Below are 17,235 nucleotides of genomic sequence, written 5' to 3' on the forward strand. Positions count from 1 at the left end.
TGGGCGTCGCGCAGTAGGCGGCGGCCTCACGATCGCAACAGATGCGATCCGGTGACGAAATCGAAATCGGCCGGCGGGAAAATTCTCCGGTCAGTGCAGCGTGACGGTGATGGTCCGGTGCAGAGCCGCGCCGGCGACGGCGTTGGCGCTGTGCCGCGGCAGGGCGACGAGTACGACGCGTTCGTCGGCGCTCGTCGGTGACTTGCGCCGTTCGGACACCAGCACCACCCGCGCGGCGGTGGCGATCACCTCGGCCGGCGATTGATCGGCTGTCGTGCCGGCGTTCTCCGGTCCGGCCAGGACGTCGACCACGTCGCCTGCGCGCAGCAGGTCCGGGAGCGCGGCGTCCGCCAGATGCAGTGGCACCATGCGCGCGTCGGGCCCGGCGGCGGCGACGGTGAGCCGGGAACCGAGTATCCGCACGTCGGTGATGACCTCGCCGCGTCGCGCTGGGGCGGCCAGCGTCGAGCCCACGACGGCGCTGGATTCGCGCAGTGCGCCGTCGGGAATGCCTGGCGCGGAACGGGATTCGACGACGACGTCGTCGGCCGTCAAGGCCGAGCCGGGGGACAGGTCGTGCTTGGCGACGACGACGGCGACCTGTCCGTCCTCAGGGTCGGGGCGAAATTCGATGACGGCCGCGAGGACCACCAGCATTCCCGCGGCGACGCGGCGCGCGGCGGTGGTCCTGGCCCAATCGGGCCGCAGCTTCTGTGTCAGTCGGCCGAGCAACGGCGCGTCGAGTGAATCCCCCATGCAGTAACGGTAGGGATTCTGTGCGGGAAACACAGGCCGGAAGGCTTCCGGCCTGTGGATAACTCAGTTGGACGCGGCGGCGGCCGGTGCGGCCGACTTCGTGCTGCTGCTCGACGAGGACGACGAAGACGAGTCCGACGAGCTGGAGCTCGACTCGCTCTTTGCGGGAGCGGCTGCGGTGCTGGAGCTCTTCGAATCGCGGTTGTCGGTGCGGTAGAAGCCGCTGCCCTTGAAGACCACGCCGACGGAACCGAACAGCTTGCGCAGCCGGCCGTGGCACTTCGGGCATTCGGTCAGCGCGTCATCGCTGAATGCCTGCACCGCGTCGAACCGGTTGTCGCACTCGGTACACGCGTAGGAATAGGTCGGCACGTAAACCTCCGAGGTCGTCAAACTTGTTAGCACTCTACCGGCTTAAGTGCCAAAACAGCTATTCGGTGCCGGGCATTCCCCGGCCGACAGGCCGGGTGGCCTGGTGGCGGGGGCAATCACGTCCGGGATGGCGGCGCGACACATAGCATTGTGCGCATGACTCGCATCATGACCAAGGGCAGCTGTGACAACCCGGACTGCACCTGCGAAAACTGCAACTGCGGATCGGGATGTACCTGCGGCAAGGACTGATTGTCTTCCGCAGGTTCAAACTCCCAGCGTGACGAGGCCCGTCCGCGGGGTCAGGGCGTGCGTCATCGCGATGTCGTGCGGTTCGGCGGGTAGCGCCGGCAGCAGATCGTCGTCGTACACGACCGCCACGAGCAGCGCGTCCGGCGCGGCCAGCGACAGCGACCGGTCGTAGAAGCCGGCGCCGCGGCCGAGGCGCACGCCCGTACGGTCGACGCCGAGCGCAGGGACCAGCACCACACCGGCCTGCCGGATCGCATCGGGCGGCAGATGCGGCATCGCCGGTTCGAGCAGGCCGAACGACGCCTTGGTGAGATGCCCGGAGCGATACCAGCCCCAGCTCAGCGGGGCGTCGGGGTGCGTCACCGGCAACAACACCCGGGCACCGGCGTCGATCAGGGCGTCCAGCATCGCCGGAGAACCCGGTTCGGTGCCGATCGGGACGTACGCGCACACCACGACCCCGGGCCCCACCAATCCGGGTGCATGTCGTGCCAGCGCTTCGGCGTCCGCGCGCCTCTCCTCCGGAGTCAGGGCGCGCCGTCGACTCAGGATGGCGCTGCGCAGCTCACGCTTTCCCTCAGGGGTCACGGTTACCACCGTGTCATATTTGCTCGCCCGGTGTTGTACACCTGTCCAGGTAATGGCTACTTCGGCGTTGCCGCTGACCCCTCGAAGGTGCACCTTGGTAGGGCAGATCGAGGCATTGCCGTTATCGTGTGAACAATGACGACACAGACTTCAGTGCCGATGCCGCGTACCGCGGTGGTCCCGGCGGCTGGTCTGGGCACGCGTTTTCTGCCTGCCACCAAGACCGTGCCCAAGGAGTTGCTGCCGGTCGTCGACACCCCCGGCATCGAGCTGGTTGCTGCGGAAGCTGCCGACGCCGGCGGCGAGCGACTGGTCATCGTGACCTCGGAGGGCAAGGACGGCGTCGTTGCGCATTTCGTCGAGGACCTCATCCTCGAAGGAACGCTCGAGGCGCGCGGCAAGCACGTGATGCTCGAGAAGGTGCGGCGTGCACCCGCATTGATCAAGGTGGAGTCGGTCGTGCAGGCCGAGCCGCTGGGCCTGGGCCACGCCGTCAGCTGCGTCGAACCGGTGCTGCTGCCCGACGAGGACGCCATCGCGGTCCTGCTGCCCGACGATCTGGTGCTGCCGACCGGCGTGCTCGAGACCATGGCGAAGGTGCGCGCCAAGCGCGGCGGCTCGGTGTTGTGCGCCATCGAGGTGCCCGAGGACGAGATCAGCGCCTACGGCGTGTTCGACGTCGAGACGGTACCCGACGCGGCCAACCCGAATGTGCTGCGCGTCAAGGGCATGGTGGAGAAGCCGAAGGTCGAGGACGCCCCGTCGCCGTTCGCCGCGGCCGGCCGGTACATCCTGGACCGCGCCATCTTCGACGCGTTGCGGCGCGTGCAGAAGGGTGTCGGCGGCGAGATCCAGTTGACGGATGCCATCGCGCTCCTCATCGAGGACGGCCACCCCGTACATGTGGTGGTGCACCGCGGGTCCCGACACGACCTGGGAAATCCCGGCGGCTACCTTAAAGCTGCGGTTGACTTTGCGTTGGAACGCGACGACTACGGCCCGGAATTGCGGCGTTGGTTGGTCGAGCGATTGGGTCTTGCCGAGCGCTGAGCGCCTGACACCGGCGGTACGGTTGGCCCGCACGTGCGCGAGCATGTGGTCAGCCACGGTGTGCGAGGTATGCGGAAAGGCGAGCTGTGCGTTCGGTTGAGGACCAGCAGGCCCGGGTTGCGGCTGCGGCGGTGGCACCGCGGCCGGTGCGGGTGGCGATAGCCGAAGCGCAGGGCCTGATGTGCGCCGAAGAGGTGGTCACCGAACGCCCGCTGCCCGGATTCGATCAAGCCGCCATCGACGGCTATGCCGTGCGCAGCGTCGACGTGATGGGCGCGGATTCCGGCGGCGACGCCGACGTCACGCTGCCCGTGGTCTCGACCATCGCCGCCGGCGAACGCACTCCCACCCGCCTGCAGCCGCGTCAGGCCGCGCGGGTGCAGACCGGTGCGCCGATGCCCACGCTCGCCGACGCGGTGCTGCCGCTGCGCTGGACGGATGGCGGCGAATCGCGCGTGCGGGTCCTGCGCGGGGTGCGGTCCGGCGCCTATGTCCGTCGTACCGGGGACGACGTGCAGCCCGGCGACGTCGCGGTGCGTGCCGGCACCATCATCGGGCCGGCCCAGGTCGGGCTCCTGGCGGCCGTGGGCCGCGAACGCGTGCTGGTCCACCCGCGGCCGCGGCTGACGGTCATCTCCGTCGGCGGCGAGCTGGTCGACATCTCCCGCACGCCCGGCAACGGCCAGGTCTATGACGTCAACTCCTATGCGTTGGCCGCCGCCGGTCGCGACGCCGGCGCCGAGGTGAACCGCGTCGGCATCGTCGACGCCGACCCCAAGACCCTGCGCGATGTGATCGAGGGCCAACTGAGCCGGTCGGAAGTCGTGGTGATCGCGGGCGCTGTCGGCGGTGCGGCGGCCGAGGGTGTGCGCGCGGTGCTCGCCGAGCTGGGGGAGATGGAGGTCGCCCGGATCGCGATGCACCCCGGATCGGTGCAGGGTTTCGGCACGCTCGGGCGTGACGGCGTCCCGGTCTTCCTGCTGCCCGCGAACCCGGTGAGCGCGCTCGTGGTCTTCGAGGTGATGGTCCGTCCGTTGATCCGGATGTCGCTGGGCAAGCGGCAGCCGATGCGGCGCGTGGTGCCGGCCCGGACGTTGTCGCCCATCTCATCGGTGGTGGGGCGCAAGGGATTTCTGCGCGGGCAGCTCATGCGTGATCAGGACACCGGCGAATATCTGGTGCAGGCGCTGGGCGGGGCGCCGGGGGCGTCGCACCTGCTGGCCACCCTCGCCGAGGCGAACTGCCTGGTGATCGTGCCCACCGAGGCCGAGCAGATTCGCACGGGCGAATCGGTCGATGTGGCCTTTCTTGCGCAGCGCGGCTGATTCGTGAACCTGTTGCGTTCGAGTGCGATGCATCCGGGCTGGCCGCTGTCGGTCGGCCCGATCCGCGTGCGCGCCGGAGTGGTGCGATTGCGGCCGGTGCGGTTGCGCGACGGTGCGGTGTGGAGCCGGATGCGGCTGACGGACCGCGCCCACCTGGAGCCCTGGGAGCCGGTCGGTGAGGTGGATTGGACTGCGCGCCACGCTGTTTCGTCTTGGCCGGCGCTGTGTTCGGGGTTGCGGTCGGAAGCCCGGCGCGGCCGCATGCTGCCGTACGTCATCGAGTTGGACGGTGAGTTCTGCGGGCAGTTGACCATCGGCAACGTGACCCACGGGGCGCTGCGGTCGGCGTGGATCGGCTACTGGGTGGCGCGTCAGTTCACCGGCGGCGGGATCGCGACGGCCGCGCTGGCGCTCGGCGTCGACCATGCCTTCGGGCCGGTCGGACTGCACCGGATCGAGGCGACCGTCCGCCCGGAAAACGGTCCGAGTCGGTCGGTCCTGGCGCGGGTGGGGTTCCGCGAGGAGGGGCTGCTGCAGCGGTACCTCGAAGTCGACGGCGCCTGGCGGGACCACCTGCTGGTCGCCATGACCGTCGAAGAGATGGCGCAGTCGGCATCATCGGCGCTGGTCAGGGAGGGCCGAGCCACCTGGGTCTGAGGGATTTGTGCACGATAGTCCGCGGTGGGCGCGGCAAATCGTGCACAAATCGCAAATAGGACTGTGTTGCAGATGTGACATCTGTGACTGATGTGCTTGTAAGTAGCGAATTACAGGTGTGTAATTGACCTTGGCGCGTCGGCTTCGGATGCGCTGGTCACGGACCTAATCTGATGGGGAAAGGAGCCGGCGACATGCCAAGCATCCCCCAATCCCTACTGTGGATATCCCTCGTCGTGTTGTGGTTGTTCGTGTTGGTGCCGATGTTGATCAGCAAGCGCGAGAACGTCCGCCGGACGAGCGATGTCGCATTGGCGACCCGCGTGCTCAACACGAACGGCAACAGCCGGCTGCGACGCCGCAGTGGGCCCGCCGCAGGGCACCACAGCGACCCGCATTGGAAGCACGACGATCTCAGCGCGTTCGAAGAAGACTTCGCGCGCAGCGATGCGACCACCGACTCGATCCCGGTCGCCGACCCCGAAGCGGATAAGACGCATTCGATGGTGGTCGTCGAGCACGTCGTCGTCGAGGAATCGGAGTACCTCGACGTCGAGGTCGTCGAGATGGACTCCGGTGCGTTGCCGATCGGCGCCTCTGGGCGCATGAAAGCCGTTCCGGAGCCCGAAACGGCCGAACAGCCAACACTTTTCGATGAGATCGCGACGCCGACCATGGCGATCCGGACCATCTCTGAGGCCGACTTCGACCCGGAGGAGGCGCTCACGGACGAGATGGTGGCGGCCGAGCCCGACGTGGAGACCGAGACAGAGCCTGAGCCGACCACCGACGTGCACGAGGCCGTCGCGGTCGACGAGGAACAGGCCGAGGCGGCTCCCGAGCCCGCGGCCGAGCCGGCTGCCGAAGCCGAGGACGGCACCGACCACGACTACGAGTACGTCGACGACACCTCGGGCGTCGAGGCACCCTCCGAGGCCGAGCCGAAGCTGGCCGACTCGATGTCCAAGGCGCGCCGCGTCCGCTACGAATCGAAGGCCGCCGTCGCGGCCGCCGAACGCAAGTACCGCTTCCGCAGCCGGATGCTGTCCGGGATGGCGCTGGCGATCCTGTTCTCCGGCATCGCCGCCTTCTCGCTGTCGTCGAGCCTGTGGTGGGTGTGCGGCACGGTCAGCGTCATCTCCGTGCTGTACCTGGCGTACCTGCGCCGGCAGACCCGCATCGAGGAACAGCTGCGGCGCCGTCGTGCCCAGCGGATGATGCGGTCCCGGCACGGCGTGGAGAACACGCAGGACGAGGAGTTCGATGTCGTCCCTTCTAGGCTGCGGCGGCCAGGCGCCGTAGTGCTGGACATCGACGACGAGGATCCGATCTTCGAGCACCTGGAATATGCCCGGATGGCACGCGACTATGACCTGCCCCGAGCGGCCGGGCAGTAACCGGTTTTTATGTGGCGGACCGGTACTGGTAGCCTTTGCTTCCGGTACAAGGGGCTATAGCGCAGTTGGTAGCGCGTCTCGTTCGCATCGAGAAGGTCAGGGGTTCGATTCCCCTTAGCTCCACAGAGATTGAGTAGTTCAGGTGGGCGTGGCTTCGCCCAGTCCCAGGGTCACCGACGGACCGGCGAAGCGCCTCACAAGCTCGTATTCGGACTGTTTGTCCTTGAGCGGCCAGTACCACAGCGCGAATGTCACGCGGATCAGCCATTGTGCCGCCAACGGGTCGTCGCTCCCGATCATCTCGGCGGCGAACTTTCCCACCAGTGGCGACGCGGTCACGGTCCCGCTGTCGTGATCGGGCCGGATGTCTCCCATGATGAGCTTTCCCAGCGGTTCGGCCCGCATACAGTCCAAGGCGACGACGATGGCGGCCACGACACGCTCGGTACCTTCCAGGCCGGTGATGGCCTCGCGAATGGCGCCGACGATTCGTTGGGCGAAGAGCGATACGAGTCGCTCGAGGATCGCGGCCTTGCCGCCCGTACGGCGATAGACGGTCGCCGGGGAACAGTGCAGTTCGGCGGCCACGGCTTCGACCGTGAACGCTTCGAACCCCTTGCGGGACACGAGTTCTGAGGCTGCCGAGAGAATGCGGGCGAGCGCCTCGGCGTTGCGGTCGGTGCCGAGGACCCAGTCATGTCGGGGCATGTCGTCGGCCTCCTGTTGCGATAGAAGCAGAATCCGTTCTATCACCTTGAGACATTCAGCGGCTTCTATCTCACTGGTATTGCCTGGTCGGGAATCGGCTCGCGTCCGACAACCGCCGCCGAGCTGCGGCTACGTCCATCAACATGGGCGAGACGCATTGACCACCGCGGTGGCCGGCACGGACGCTGATCGCGTGGCAACCAGGAAGGTCCGCTGACATGACAGTCGCCCAGGCGGTACGTGGCACCACCTCGGTGCTCTCCCCGCTGCTGGCCGCCGGCCAACTGAACATCGCCGCGGCGGTGCGCGCGCGCCGGCTCGGATACCGAGGCTGGACCGGCGCCATCAACACCGACTACGACCCGCTGGACCCGCAGACGGCCGCCCAACCACACGCGGCATACGCGGCCCTGCACCGGGGTGGACGGGTGCACTACAGCCCGCAGCGGTCGACGTGGATTCTCCACCGGCTCGACGACGTCCGTGCGGCCCTGCGCGACACCGACCAGGTCACCAGCAGCCAAGGGGTGACCCGGATTCGGATGGTCGCCGACCTCGTTGTGGTGACCGATGGCGAACAGCACAGCCGACTGCGCAAGCAGGTGCAGCCGGCATTCACGAAAGGCGCTCTGGACAGCTGGCGCAGCACCATCGACGGGCTCGCTGCGGAACTCGTCGACGAGCTGATCGCCGCCCCGGGCGAGGACGCCGTACAGCGGCTGACCGTCCCGCTGCCGCTGCGGGTCATCGCCGCGCTGCTCGGCGTCCCCGCGCGTGACATCGCCGAATTTCGCCGGTGGTCCGACGAGAGCACCCGGCTGATCAACTTCACCCCGACGGTCCCCGGGCTGGTCGACGCCGCGAAGTCGATGCGTGCCGCAATGGCATTACGCCGTTACTTCTTACGGCATCTCGCGACAGGAGAACTGAAGGGCTCGGACACCGTGCTCGGGCGCCTGCTCGCCCACAGCTCCGACGGCGCGTTGTCGGACGAGGCGCTGTTCCAGATCGCCATCCTGCTGCTGATCGCCGGCAACGAGACGACCACCAATCTGCTGGGCGGGATGCTTCACACCTACGCGCAGCACCCGGATCAGTACGACATGATCCGGGCCGATCCGGACCTGATCCCGCAGGCCGTCGAGGAACACATCCGGTACACCAGTCCCATTCAGAACCTCTACCGCTACACCCGCGCGCCCTACCGGGTCGGCGAAGTCACCATTCCGACCGGCTCGCGGGTCCTACTGTCCTTCGGCGCCGCGAACCGCGATCCACTCGCATTCGATGACCCCGACGTTTTCCGCACGGACCGAAACCCACGGACCCACGTCGGTTTCGGTTTCGGGGCACACCTGTGTCTGGGCGCGCCGCTGGCTCGGATGGAAGCGCATGCTGTTCTGCGTGAGCTCGTCAACCGGGTTTCGCGACTGACCATCGCGGGACCGCCGACGTGGTCGACCAACAGTTCGCTGCGCGGACCCACGCGGCTCCCGGTGGTTCTGCACCGCTGACACGGTGCCACTGTTTCGGAGAATATCGACGGTTTCGCGATCACCGGGAACTTCGTAGGCTGGCTTAGGTCGTCGCAGTCCCCGACAAGGTCAGGACATCTCGTGAGCGAATCCGAATTGAGCAAGTCCCCGACACCCGACCCGGCTGAGGACAACGCCTTCTTCCCGTCGGCGTACTCGTTGAGTCAATACACCTCGGACAGAACAGATTTCGGCGGCGTCAAACACGCCGGCGCCTATACCGGCGGGCGGTGGAAGGTGCTGATGATCGCCACCGACGAGCGCTATCTGCTGATGGACAACGGCACCATGTTCTCCACCGGCAACCACCCCGTGGAGATGCTGCTGCCGTTGCATCACCTGGTGGCCGCGGGCTTCGACGTCGACGTCGCCACCATCACCGGGAACCCGGCGAAGTTGGAGCTGTGGGCCATGCCCCGCAAGGACGACGCGGTGCTCAAGACGTACGAAGACCTCAAGCCCAAACTCAAGGAGCCGCTGAGCCTTCGCGAGGTGATCGCCGACAGGCTGGGGCCCGATTCCGACTATCTGGCGGTGTTCATCCCGGGTGGCCACGGTGCCGAGGTCGGTATCCCGTTCAGCCCCGAGGTCGGGCAGGTCCTCAACTGGGCACTGGAGAACGACAAGTTCGTCATCACGCTCTGTCACGGGCCGGCCGCCCTGCTGGCGGCCGCGATCGGGAAGGAGGGGTCGCCGTTCAAGGGCTACAGCATCTGCGTCTTCCCCGATGCCCTCGACAAGGGGCCCAACAAGGAGATGGGCTACATCCCCGGCGGGCTGCGGCTCTTCATCGGGGAGGCCCTGGAAGGCCAGGGTCTCAAGGTCGTCAATGACCAGATGACCGGGCAGGTTCATCAGGACCGACGCTTGCTCACCGGCGATAGTCCGCTGGCGTCGAACAACCTGGGGCTGCTCGCGGCGGACGCGTTGGTCGAAGCGGTGTCTGCATAGAGCTGCTGTTGGCCGGGCGGCGTCACGTTCTCGCGTGCTCGCGGAGTACAGCGAGCCTTTCGCGGTACTCCGTTTCCGTGATGTCACCGTGTGCGAATCGCGCGGCGAGTATCTGTCGAGCGTCGGGTTCGCCGGGGCCGGAGTAGCCGAACCTCTGGTCGCCACCGGCGACGCGGATCAGCGCGACGATGCCGCCGAGCACCAGCGCCCAGAACAGGAACATCCCGATTGCCATGCCGGCGTAACCCCATCCGCCCATGTCGTTGCCGTACCAGAACATCATGATCTGCTGCTCCTTCCGCTGCTGTGGACCATTGTTCCGCCGCGGAGCAGCTCCCCGGTGGTGCCAAAAGGACAGCGATGGTGGGACTTTCGGCACCGGCGGCCGGCCCGGATGCGCCATCAGGCCATAGTCACGGCCAGTACGACTCCGAACACCACGGCGGGCGGCGTCATCCCGACCAGAAACCGGAGCCCGAACCGACGACCGCCCGCGGTGAACGCCAGCACGGTTTTCACGATCAGGTTGGAGCCCAGTGCGGCCGCCACCGCGAGCAGCGCGGTATCGACCGAGATATCGCCCTTGGCGGCCAGGCTGGCAGCGGCCACCGCGCCGGCGTGCGCGTCCGCCAGGCCAGCGGCGAACGCGGCGAGCACGGTGCCGCCAGAGCCGAGCACATCGGCACCCCACCGCCCGACAAGCAGTGCCAGGGTGAGTACGGCGGCGAGGATCAACGCCGGACGTAGCGCGAACGGACGGCTTGCGGCTTTCGCGCCGGTGTCCTGACCTGGTGACGGGTCGCCTTCGGGGAGACCCGCTCGGCGGTAGACGACGGCGGCGATCACCACCAGCACCGCCGCGCCGGCAGCCACGGGTGGCCACAGACGCTGGAGCACTTGGGCATCCACCACTGCGATCACGATGAGCAGCTGGACGAAGGTGGCCAGGCTGGCCAGCAGGGCGCTGGCCAGGGGCGCGCGCACGCTCGGTGTCGTGCGGCTGAGCCGCGCCATGGATGCCGTTGTCGCGGTCGCCGAGACGAATCCACCGGCGATGCCGGTGATCAGCAGTCCGCGTTCGGGTCCGAGCGCTCGAACGCCGATGTAGCCCACCCAGCCGATGCCGGTCAGCAGTACGACGAGGAGCCAGACCTTCTCCGGATTCAGGACGCCGTACGGTCCGAGGCCACGATCCGGCAGCAGCGGCAGGATCACGAATGCGACGACCAGAAATTTGATCGCGTCTTCCAGCTCGACCTCGGTCATGATGTCGCGGGCGAATCGGTGGATGCGGTTCTTCGAGACGAGCAGCCCTGCGACGACGACGGCGAGGGCCACCGCGAGTGCCGGCCGGGAGTAGGCAAGGGCGCCAAGGAGATACGCGACGAGCGCCGCTGTCGCTGTGGTGGTTCCCGGGTCTTCCGCACTGGTTCGGAAGTAGGCCAGCGTGATCAGCGCGCCGACGCCGAGAAATCCGACGACGATGACCCACTGACCGAAACCCGCTGCGACTGCACCGGTCAAAGACAGCAGCGCGAATGAGCGCGAGCCGGCAGGCAGTTTGCGTGTGTGACTTCGCTCGCGCTCCAGGCCGAGCAGCAGCCCGATGGCGAGCGCTACGAGGAAGGGTTCGATCTGCTGCCAGCCCATGTCGGTTCCTGGGGTTAACGCGCCGACGGGAACTGTGGCGGGCGCTTCTCGCGCAACGCCGTGTACCCCTCGACCACATCCGGCCCGAGGAACGTCAGCATCTCGTAGGCCGCGGACTGGTCGAAGATCGGGCCGGCGTTGCGGAGCCAGTTGTTGAGCGCGCGCTTGGTCAACCGGATCGCCTGCTGGGCGCCGGTGGCCAGCACGTCGGCCACGCGCAGCGCTTCCTCCAGAACCTGTTCGCGGGGAAGCGCTTTGGCGACCATGCCGATCCGCTCGGCCTCGACGCCGTCGATCATCTCGCCCGTCATCAGGTAGTACTTCGCCTTGGCGGTTCCGGCCAGCAGTGGCCAGATGATCGCGGCGTGGTCGCCCGCGGCGACCCCGAGTTTGACGTGGCCGTCGCCGATCTTGGCGTCCTCGGCGATGATCGCCACATCGGCCAGCAGCGCGGCGACGGCGCCTGCGCCGACCGCGACGCCGTTGATGGCCGACACGATCGGTTTGTCGCAATTGATCATGTTGTAGACCAGGTCGCTCATCTCGCCGAGCATGTGCGAGACGCGGTCGTAGTCGCCCGCCATGCGTTCGACCATCGCCAGATCCCCGCCGGCGCTGAATGCCTTTCCCGCGCCGGTGATCACGGCCACCCGAGTGTCCGGATCGGCCGCGACGTCCTTCCAGATGTTGGCCAGCTCGGCGTGCATGTCCTCGTCGGCGGCGTTGTACTTCTCCGGCCGGTCGAGGGTGATCAGCAGGACGCCGTTGTCGTGGCGCGTCAGGGACAACTGCTGGTAGTCGATGAATGCCATCTCGCGAAGCCTTTCTGCCGCATGCGGGTGCCTGCAGCTGTGCGCCCGACGGCAACCCACGTTACGGTCTCCCGACCGCCGCCGTGGTCAGCCCACGCGGACGGCGGCCTCGGGCGGCTGGGCGGCCCGGGACCAGGCCAGGGGATTCAGGCTGCGGTACGGATCGCGGGCTCGGACTTCCTGCAGGTCGGCCAAGATCTGTTCCAGCGCTTGCTGAGTCGTGGTCTTGACCGTCTCCACCCACCGGCCGTGGTCGGTCGTGCTGGTCGGCGCCGTGGTGCTGATCGGCTCGCCGAACTCCAGGTACATGCGCTGCGGGCGGGGGATCAGCGTCGGGCCGATGCCCCGCACCAGGGGCATCGCCATGTCGGACCGTCCGCCCAACCGCTCGCCGATGGTCTGACTGAGCCGGCCCAGGGTGCTGTCGCGCTCGAAGAGGGGCTCGTAGACATCGTCGCTGCCGACGAGGCCGACCGGCACGATCGGGTACCCGCTCTCGATGGCCACTCGGGCGAATCCGCTTCGCCCGTCCCATTTCAGCTGGTACTCCTCGCCCTTGAACTTGGGCATCTCGCGTCCGCCGCCGGGGAAGACCAGCACGGTCTCGTTGTGCCGCATCAGCTCTCGAGCGGTGTCGGGATGGCCGACCACGCCGCCGTACGCGGCGACCAGATCACCGCCGAAGCCCTTGGCCTGTGCCAGGCCCCGCTCCGCGAGCGGGCGTACCTGCACTCCGAGCTCGCGCCGGGTGTAGTACGGCATCAACAGAATCTCGGCGAAGCCGAACGCGGTGTGGTTGCCCACCAACAGAAAACGGCCGTCGCGCGGCAGCCGGTCGAGTCCGGTGACGTACGGTCGATACAGGTCGATCAATGGCTCGAGGGCATCGCCGGTGGCGTCCAACACATTTCGCAGGGTGCGGACGCGCTGCGGCGGGTCCATGATGGCAGTGATCTCGTCGTCGGTGACGGTCGGCCGGCCCTGTGGCGGTCCGAATCCCATCGGTGCTCCCGTCGGTGTCGTGATGTTGACACCAAGGTACCGAGAGTTTTGATAGATCAGCTAATAAAAGGCTGTGAACTTCGCAACGCGGCGCGCTCCTTCGGGGTTGTGGCGCCCCAGATGCCGTAGGGCTCATCGGCTTCCATGGCATGGCCGAGGCACTCGCGCAGCACTGGGCAGCGGTGGCAGATCTGTTTGGCGTGTTCTTCGTGCGCGACCCGGCGGGCGCCGCGATCGTCATCGCCGGTGTAGAAGACCTCGGCCGGCAACCCGCGGCAACGGGCATGCAGTTGCCAGTCCCAGGCCGCGGTGGTCGCCGCGCCCCGGGTGTGGGACCCGGGCCGCGGCCGATGCCGGGTGATACGCGGCGGGGAGATGAATGAGTCGGTGCGGCAAGGGGATACCCGCGCCAAGGTCATCGACCGTACTTGCGGTTGAACTTCTCGACGCGACCCGCGGTGTCCAGAATCTGCCGCTTGCCGGTCCATACCGGGTGGGAGTCTGAGGTGACATCGACCACGATCAGCGGGTACGTGCGGACGCCGTCGGCGGTCTGCCATTCGATGGTCCGGGAGCTCGTGGCGGTGGAGCGGGTCAGGAACGTGCGTCCGGTGGTGGCGTCCTGGAAGACGACGGGGTGGTAGTCGGGGTGGATGCCGGCCTTCATGGGAACCTCCGTCAGTTAAGTGAAAATCGTTTTCATTAACGCGCGGCCGACGATACCCGAGACCGGAGAGCTTGTCGAAAATTGTTTTCAATAGGGGGAGTCCCAACGGCACCACATGCCGTGCCGTCCGCCGGTAACGTTTCCTTCCGTGCCGGAAGCGACGACGGATGAACTGGCCTCGTTGGGGTTCTTCGCGAGCTGCCGTCGGGAGGACCTCGACCGGCTGGCGCCCCTGCTGAGGCCGCTGACCGCCGAACCGGGCAAGGTGCTGATGACGCAGGGCGAAGTTGCGTCGTCGTTCATCCTGATCAGCGCCGGCAGCGTCCGGGTGACGCATGCCGCCCCCGACGGCGAACTCATCGTCCACAACATCGGCCCGGGCCTGATCGTCGGTGAGATCGCCCTGTTGCGGGGTGGCACGCGCAACGCCACCGTGCTGGTCACCGAACCGCTGACCGGGTGGGTCGGTGGGCACGACGCGCTGACCGCGATGCTCGACGTGCCCTGTATGGCCGAGCGGCTGGTGCGTACGGCGCGGCAGCGGCTCGCGGAGTTCATCACGCCGCTCCCGGTGAAGCTGAGCGACGGCAGCCAGATGTACTTGCGGCCCGTGCTGCCCGGCGACAACCCGCGCGTGCGCCAGGGGCCCGTCCGTTTCTCGACCGAGACCATCTATCGCCGGTTCCAGACGGCCTACCAGCCCAGCCCCGCGCTGATGGCCTACCTCTTCGAGGTCGACTACGTCGACCACTTCGTGTGGGTGCTGACCGACGGCATCGACGGGCCCGACGGGCCGATGGTCGCCGACGCCAGATTCGTTCGGCTGCACGAGAACCCGACCGTCGCCGAGGTTGCCTTCATGGTCGGTGACGACTATCAGGGCCGGGGCATCGGTACCTTCCTGATGGACGCGCTGGTGCCGGCCGCGCGGGGCTCCGGCATCGAGCGATTCGCGGCGCGGGTGCTGTCCGACAACTTTCCGATGCGCAAGATCCTCGAGCACTACGGCGCCACCTGGGAGCGCGACGACCGCAACATGATCGTCACCGAATTCGACGTCCCGAAACCCGACCAATTGTCGTTGTCGCCCAAGCAGTATCAAGAGATCCACACCCTGGCGCAGCAAGTGATCAAGGCGGTCGGCTGATGGCGGAATCGTTGTACTCCCGGCGTCCGCTGCTGAACAAGGACACCGCGGTGTGCATCTCGCTGGCTGCCCGGCCCAGCAACATCGGCACGCGCTTTCACAACTACCTCTACGACGAGCTGGGCCTGGATTTCGTCTACAAGGCCTTCACCACGACCGACATCGCCGCGGCGATCGGCGGCGTCCGGGCCCTGGGCATCCGCGGCTGCTCGGTGTCCATGCCGTTCAAAGAAGACGTCATCGCGCTCGTCGACGAGCTGGAAGAGTCGGCGCGCGTGATCAATTCGGTCAACACGATCGTCAATGACGCGGGCCGGCTGACGGCCTGCAACACCGACTACCTCGCCATCGCCCGGCTCATCGACGAGCACGGCCTCGATCCGGGCGCGTCGCTGCTCATCCGCGGCAGCGGCGGCATGGCCAGCGCGGTGGCGGCAGCGTTCCGGGACAAGGGATTCGAGGCGGGCACCATCGTCGCACGCAACCCTGAGACCGGCGGCCGGCTGGCCGACCGGCTGGGGTACCGCTACACGGCCGACGCGTCAGGTGGCGCGGACATCGTCGTCAACGTCACCCCCATCGGGATGGCTGGTGGCGCCGAAGCCGACGACCTGTCGTTCGCGCCGGAGGTTGTTGCCAAGGCGCGCAACGTTTTCGACGTGGTGGCCCTGCCATCGGAAACGCCGCTGGTGCGCGCGGCGCGCGCGGCCGGGATCCCGGTGATCACCGGCGCCGAGGTCATCGCCCTGCAGGCCGCCGAACAGTTCGAGCGGTACACCGGGGTCCGGCCGACGGCCGAGCAGGTGGCCGCGGCATCGGCGTTCTCCCTCGCCTGAGTTCAGGCCCGTCAGGGCACGGTGATCTTCAGCGATTTGTCGATCGACGACGTCGCATCCATCAGCGGCGCGATGGTCTCCTTGGTGCCGCTGGCGTTGATCTGCAGCACGATCACGCCGTCCTTGGTCGGGATGGCCGCCGTCTTCTGTGCCATCAGCCGGTCCTTACCGTCCTGGCTGTACATACCGCCGACCTGACACGCCTTGAACCCCGCGAGCATCGCCTCGCAGTTGGTGCCGGCATCCTGCCAGTTGTGCAGGTTCTGCAGCTCGCCGGGTGCGTACTGCAGTACCTCGTCGGCATTGGCGCCGGGCAACTTCGAGATCAGCACGATGATGGTCGGCGGGTCGGCCTTCATCGCCGGGTCGTCGAATTTGCTTGCGCTCCAGGCCCATTTCGGTGTCAGCGGACCGGCGTCCACCCAGCCCTGGGGGAGCGGCATGGTCAGCGTCGGGGCGCCGGGATCGCCGGGGTGCAGCTGCTGCTCGGTGATGTTCTTCTCGTGCAGGTAGTCCCGGATGGTCTTCTTCGGAACCGCCGGTGCGCTGGGTGCCGCAGAAGTCGGTGCGGCCGCCGCGCTGGTGCTCGCGGCACTGCTGGACGTCGACGACGGCGCCGGTTTCGAGTCCGAGTTGCAGGCACTCGCGCCCAGCGCAGTCACAGTCACGGCCAGCGCAACGCCGGCAACCCTCATCGGCAACATTTCCGTCTCCTGTCGTCGGTTGCAGACTACGGGGCGGACGAAGCCGGATGCGCGAGCTTGCGGTGGAACGTCGTGTCCGCAAAAGTCGCATCGGCGTGGCGCCGGACATCGGCCGGGGTCGACGCGTTCGCCGTGCTATCAACAGCAAATGCGCGTACTCGCGTGGTCGGCAGCGGTGCTGCTGTGTGCGGCGTGTGGGTCGACGACCCCGCCCACGCGGCCGACCACCCCGGCGGCCGGGAAACCCGCCGACCCGGCCGCGATCGGCCGGATGCGCCAACACCTGCCCAAGGATCTGCAGGGCTACGAGTTCGCTGCGTTGCCGGCACCGGCCGCCCCGACGACGTTCTGGGGCATGTCCGCCGGGTCGGCGGCCGACCCACCGGACTGCGCGGTCCTGGTGGCCGCGCCGGCAGACGGCGTGCGGGGCTGGTCGGCATCGGGACCCGGCGGCATCGTGTACGCGACCGCGGCGCCGGCCGCCGCCCCGGCGCGCGAACTCGTCGGCGACTGTCACGCCTGGTCATTGAGCACCGGCCGTGCGCACGCTGCCGTCGACCTCGTCGACGCTCCGCAGATCGCCGACGCCAAGACGTTGGGCCTGACGGCGCACATCACCACCAGCGTCGAGAACGGTGCGCAAACCCATTCGCAGGCAACGACTCTGATCGCGTACGTCGACGCGCTGGCGGTTTCGGTGACCATGGTGACCGACCCGGGGGCCGTCGCGCCGCCGTTGCCCGCCGAGCTCCCGGCGACATTGTTGGACGCGGCGGTGCGGTCGGTGCGGGGCATCCCGGCCGCAGATGGATTGGCCCGGTAGATT

General features: G+C 67.7%; 20 protein-coding genes and 1 tRNA gene. 10 read left to right on the forward strand and 11 right to left on the reverse strand.

Going from position 1 to position 17,235, the window contains the following annotated elements:
* Positions 1-90: 90 nt before the first annotated feature.
* The 3 genes from VXD91_RS19395 to VXD91_RS19405 all read right to left on the reverse strand — a co-directional run bounded on the left by VXD91_RS19395 (position 91) and on the right by VXD91_RS19405 (position 1,968).
* Positions 91-756, reverse strand: a complete 666-nt coding sequence (locus tag VXD91_RS19395; RefSeq protein ID WP_138248057.1) for an SAF domain-containing protein — start codon at positions 754-756, stop codon at positions 91-93.
* A gap of 63 nt (positions 757-819) precedes the next feature.
* A complete protein-coding gene (locus tag VXD91_RS19400) occupies positions 820-1,128 on the reverse strand; it encodes an FmdB family zinc ribbon protein (protein ID WP_138248058.1) in 309 nt (102 codons plus the stop codon).
* Between the two features lie 267 nt (positions 1,129-1,395).
* Positions 1,396-1,968, reverse strand: coding sequence for a 5-formyltetrahydrofolate cyclo-ligase (locus VXD91_RS19405; protein ID WP_138248059.1), 573 nt, complete (start codon positions 1,966-1,968; stop codon positions 1,396-1,398).
* 159 nt (positions 1,969-2,127) lie between these two features.
* On the opposite strand from VXD91_RS19405, the gene VXD91_RS19410 reads away from it, so the two are divergent.
* The 5 genes from VXD91_RS19410 to VXD91_RS19430 all read left to right on the forward strand — a co-directional run bounded on the left by VXD91_RS19410 (position 2,128) and on the right by VXD91_RS19430 (position 6,520).
* Positions 2,128-3,018: a UTP--glucose-1-phosphate uridylyltransferase gene (locus VXD91_RS19410; protein WP_346416182.1), complete on the forward strand. Its 891-nt coding sequence runs from the start codon at positions 2,128-2,130 to the stop codon at positions 3,016-3,018.
* Between the two features lie 86 nt (positions 3,019-3,104).
* The gene (glp, locus tag VXD91_RS19415; RefSeq protein WP_138248060.1) at positions 3,105-4,343 is read left to right on the forward strand and encodes a gephyrin-like molybdotransferase Glp; all 1,239 of its coding nucleotides are present in this window, start codon (positions 3,105-3,107) and stop codon (positions 4,341-4,343) included.
* A 3-nt stretch (positions 4,344-4,346) separates the two neighbouring features.
* Positions 4,347-5,000, forward strand: a complete 654-nt coding sequence (locus tag VXD91_RS19420) for a GNAT family protein (RefSeq protein ID WP_138248061.1) — start codon at positions 4,347-4,349, stop codon at positions 4,998-5,000.
* Between the two features lie 194 nt (positions 5,001-5,194).
* Positions 5,195-6,397, forward strand: coding sequence for a gephyrin-like molybdotransferase receptor GlpR (glpR, locus tag VXD91_RS19425; protein WP_346416141.1), 1,203 nt, complete (start codon positions 5,195-5,197; stop codon positions 6,395-6,397).
* A gap of 50 nt (positions 6,398-6,447) precedes the next feature.
* Positions 6,448-6,520, forward strand: a tRNA-Ala gene (locus VXD91_RS19430).
* A 15-nt stretch (positions 6,521-6,535) separates the two neighbouring features.
* Here VXD91_RS19430 and VXD91_RS19435 read toward each other — a convergent pair.
* Positions 6,536-7,105, reverse strand: a complete 570-nt coding sequence (locus VXD91_RS19435; protein ID WP_318986746.1) for a helix-turn-helix domain-containing protein — start codon at positions 7,103-7,105, stop codon at positions 6,536-6,538.
* Positions 7,106-7,323: 218 nt separating this feature from the next.
* Here VXD91_RS19435 and VXD91_RS19440 point away from each other — a divergent pair, with 218 nt between their 5' ends.
* Positions 7,324-8,619: a cytochrome P450 gene (locus VXD91_RS19440; protein WP_346416142.1), complete on the forward strand. Its 1,296-nt coding sequence runs from the start codon at positions 7,324-7,326 to the stop codon at positions 8,617-8,619.
* A gap of 102 nt (positions 8,620-8,721) precedes the next feature.
* Positions 8,722-9,591, forward strand: a complete 870-nt coding sequence (gene hchA, locus VXD91_RS19445) for a glyoxalase III HchA (protein ID WP_346416143.1) — start codon at positions 8,722-8,724, stop codon at positions 9,589-9,591.
* A 22-nt stretch (positions 9,592-9,613) separates the two neighbouring features.
* Here hchA and VXD91_RS19450 read toward each other — a convergent pair whose 3' ends face one another.
* The 6 genes from VXD91_RS19450 to VXD91_RS19475 form a co-directional block, all read right to left on the reverse strand.
* Entirely contained in the window at positions 9,614-9,874 is a 261-nt protein-coding gene (locus VXD91_RS19450) for an SHOCT domain-containing protein (RefSeq protein ID WP_318986743.1), read from the reverse strand.
* A gap of 119 nt (positions 9,875-9,993) precedes the next feature.
* Positions 9,994-11,241, reverse strand: a complete 1,248-nt coding sequence (locus VXD91_RS19455; RefSeq protein ID WP_346416144.1) for a DUF4010 domain-containing protein — start codon at positions 11,239-11,241, stop codon at positions 9,994-9,996.
* A 14-nt stretch (positions 11,242-11,255) separates the two neighbouring features.
* The gene (locus tag VXD91_RS19460; RefSeq protein ID WP_318986741.1) at positions 11,256-12,053 is read right to left on the reverse strand and encodes an enoyl-CoA hydratase/isomerase family protein; all 798 of its coding nucleotides are present in this window, start codon (positions 12,051-12,053) and stop codon (positions 11,256-11,258) included.
* Positions 12,054-12,140: 87 nt separating this feature from the next.
* Positions 12,141-13,055, reverse strand: coding sequence for a lysophospholipid acyltransferase family protein (locus tag VXD91_RS19465; RefSeq protein ID WP_346416145.1), 915 nt, complete (start codon positions 13,053-13,055; stop codon positions 12,141-12,143).
* A 56-nt stretch (positions 13,056-13,111) separates the two neighbouring features.
* A complete protein-coding gene (locus tag VXD91_RS19470) occupies positions 13,112-13,474 on the reverse strand; it encodes a WhiB family transcriptional regulator (RefSeq protein ID WP_346416146.1) in 363 nt (120 codons plus the stop codon).
* Positions 13,471-13,722, reverse strand: coding sequence for a type B 50S ribosomal protein L31 (locus tag VXD91_RS19475; protein WP_029121474.1), 252 nt, complete (start codon positions 13,720-13,722; stop codon positions 13,471-13,473). Before VXD91_RS19475 ends, VXD91_RS19470 begins: the two co-directional genes overlap by 4 nt.
* 115 nt (positions 13,723-13,837) lie before the next feature.
* Between VXD91_RS19475 and VXD91_RS19480 the strand changes: the two genes are divergently transcribed.
* Together VXD91_RS19480 and VXD91_RS19485 are read left to right on the forward strand one after the other, a co-directional pair.
* Complete coding sequence (locus VXD91_RS19480) at positions 13,838-14,869, forward strand: GNAT family N-acetyltransferase (protein WP_346416147.1); 1,032 nt, start codon at positions 13,838-13,840, stop codon at positions 14,867-14,869.
* On the forward strand, positions 14,869-15,705 hold the full coding sequence (locus tag VXD91_RS19485; protein WP_346416148.1) for a shikimate 5-dehydrogenase: 837 nt from the start codon (positions 14,869-14,871) through the stop codon (positions 15,703-15,705). The genes VXD91_RS19480 and VXD91_RS19485 overlap by 1 nt, the downstream gene beginning before the upstream one ends.
* 11 nt (positions 15,706-15,716) lie before the next feature.
* Here VXD91_RS19485 and VXD91_RS19490 read toward each other — a convergent pair whose 3' ends face one another.
* Positions 15,717-16,409 carry an LpqN/LpqT family lipoprotein gene (locus VXD91_RS19490; protein ID WP_346416149.1) on the reverse strand — a complete coding sequence of 231 codons (693 nt, stop codon included), beginning with the start codon at positions 16,407-16,409 and terminating at the stop codon, positions 15,717-15,719.
* Positions 16,410-16,557: 148 nt separating this feature from the next.
* On the opposite strand from VXD91_RS19490, the gene VXD91_RS19495 reads away from it, so the two are divergent.
* Positions 16,558-17,232 (forward strand): DUF5642 family protein, encoded by a 675-nt coding sequence (locus VXD91_RS19495; RefSeq protein ID WP_346416150.1) that lies wholly within the window; start codon positions 16,558-16,560, stop codon positions 17,230-17,232.
* Positions 17,233-17,235: the final 3 nt, after the last annotated feature.

The organism is Mycobacterium sp. SM3041, assembly GCF_039668335.1.
Taxonomy (GTDB): domain Bacteria; phylum Actinomycetota; class Actinomycetes; order Mycobacteriales; family Mycobacteriaceae; genus Mycobacterium.

Bases quoted from the DNA above. Each gene is read 5' to 3' on its own strand.
- VXD91_RS19395 (WP_138248057.1), bottom strand. From the start codon at position 756: ATGGGGGATTCACTCGACGCGCCGTTGCTCGGCCGACTGACACAGAAG.
- VXD91_RS19410 (WP_346416182.1), top strand. From the start codon at position 2,128: ATGCCGCGTACCGCGGTGGTCCCGGCGGCTGGTCTGGGCACGCGTTTT.
- glpR (WP_346416141.1), top strand. From the start codon at position 5,195: ATGCCAAGCATCCCCCAATCCCTACTGTGGATATCCCTCGTCGTGTTG.
- VXD91_RS19435 (WP_318986746.1), bottom strand. From the start codon at position 7,105: ATGCCCCGACATGACTGGGTCCTCGGCACCGACCGCAACGCCGAGGCG.
- VXD91_RS19440 (WP_346416142.1), top strand. From the start codon at position 7,324: ATGACAGTCGCCCAGGCGGTACGTGGCACCACCTCGGTGCTCTCCCCG.
- VXD91_RS19450 (WP_318986743.1), bottom strand. From the start codon at position 9,874: ATGATGTTCTGGTACGGCAACGACATGGGCGGATGGGGTTACGCCGGC.
- VXD91_RS19455 (WP_346416144.1), bottom strand. From the start codon at position 11,241: ATGGGCTGGCAGCAGATCGAACCCTTCCTCGTAGCGCTCGCCATCGGG.
- VXD91_RS19460 (WP_318986741.1), bottom strand. From the start codon at position 12,053: ATGGCATTCATCGACTACCAGCAGTTGTCCCTGACGCGCCACGACAAC.
- VXD91_RS19465 (WP_346416145.1), bottom strand. From the start codon at position 13,055: ATGGGATTCGGACCGCCACAGGGCCGGCCGACCGTCACCGACGACGAG.
- VXD91_RS19470 (WP_346416146.1), bottom strand. From the start codon at position 13,474: ATGACCTTGGCGCGGGTATCCCCTTGCCGCACCGACTCATTCATCTCC.
- VXD91_RS19475 (WP_029121474.1), bottom strand. From the start codon at position 13,722: ATGAAGGCCGGCATCCACCCCGACTACCACCCCGTCGTCTTCCAGGAC.
- VXD91_RS19480 (WP_346416147.1), top strand. From the start codon at position 13,838: ATGCCGTGCCGTCCGCCGGTAACGTTTCCTTCCGTGCCGGAAGCGACG.
- VXD91_RS19485 (WP_346416148.1), top strand. From the start codon at position 14,869: ATGGCGGAATCGTTGTACTCCCGGCGTCCGCTGCTGAACAAGGACACC.
- VXD91_RS19490 (WP_346416149.1), bottom strand. From the start codon at position 16,409: ATGTTGCCGATGAGGGTTGCCGGCGTTGCGCTGGCCGTGACTGTGACT.
- VXD91_RS19495 (WP_346416150.1), top strand. From the start codon at position 16,558: ATGCGCGTACTCGCGTGGTCGGCAGCGGTGCTGCTGTGTGCGGCGTGT.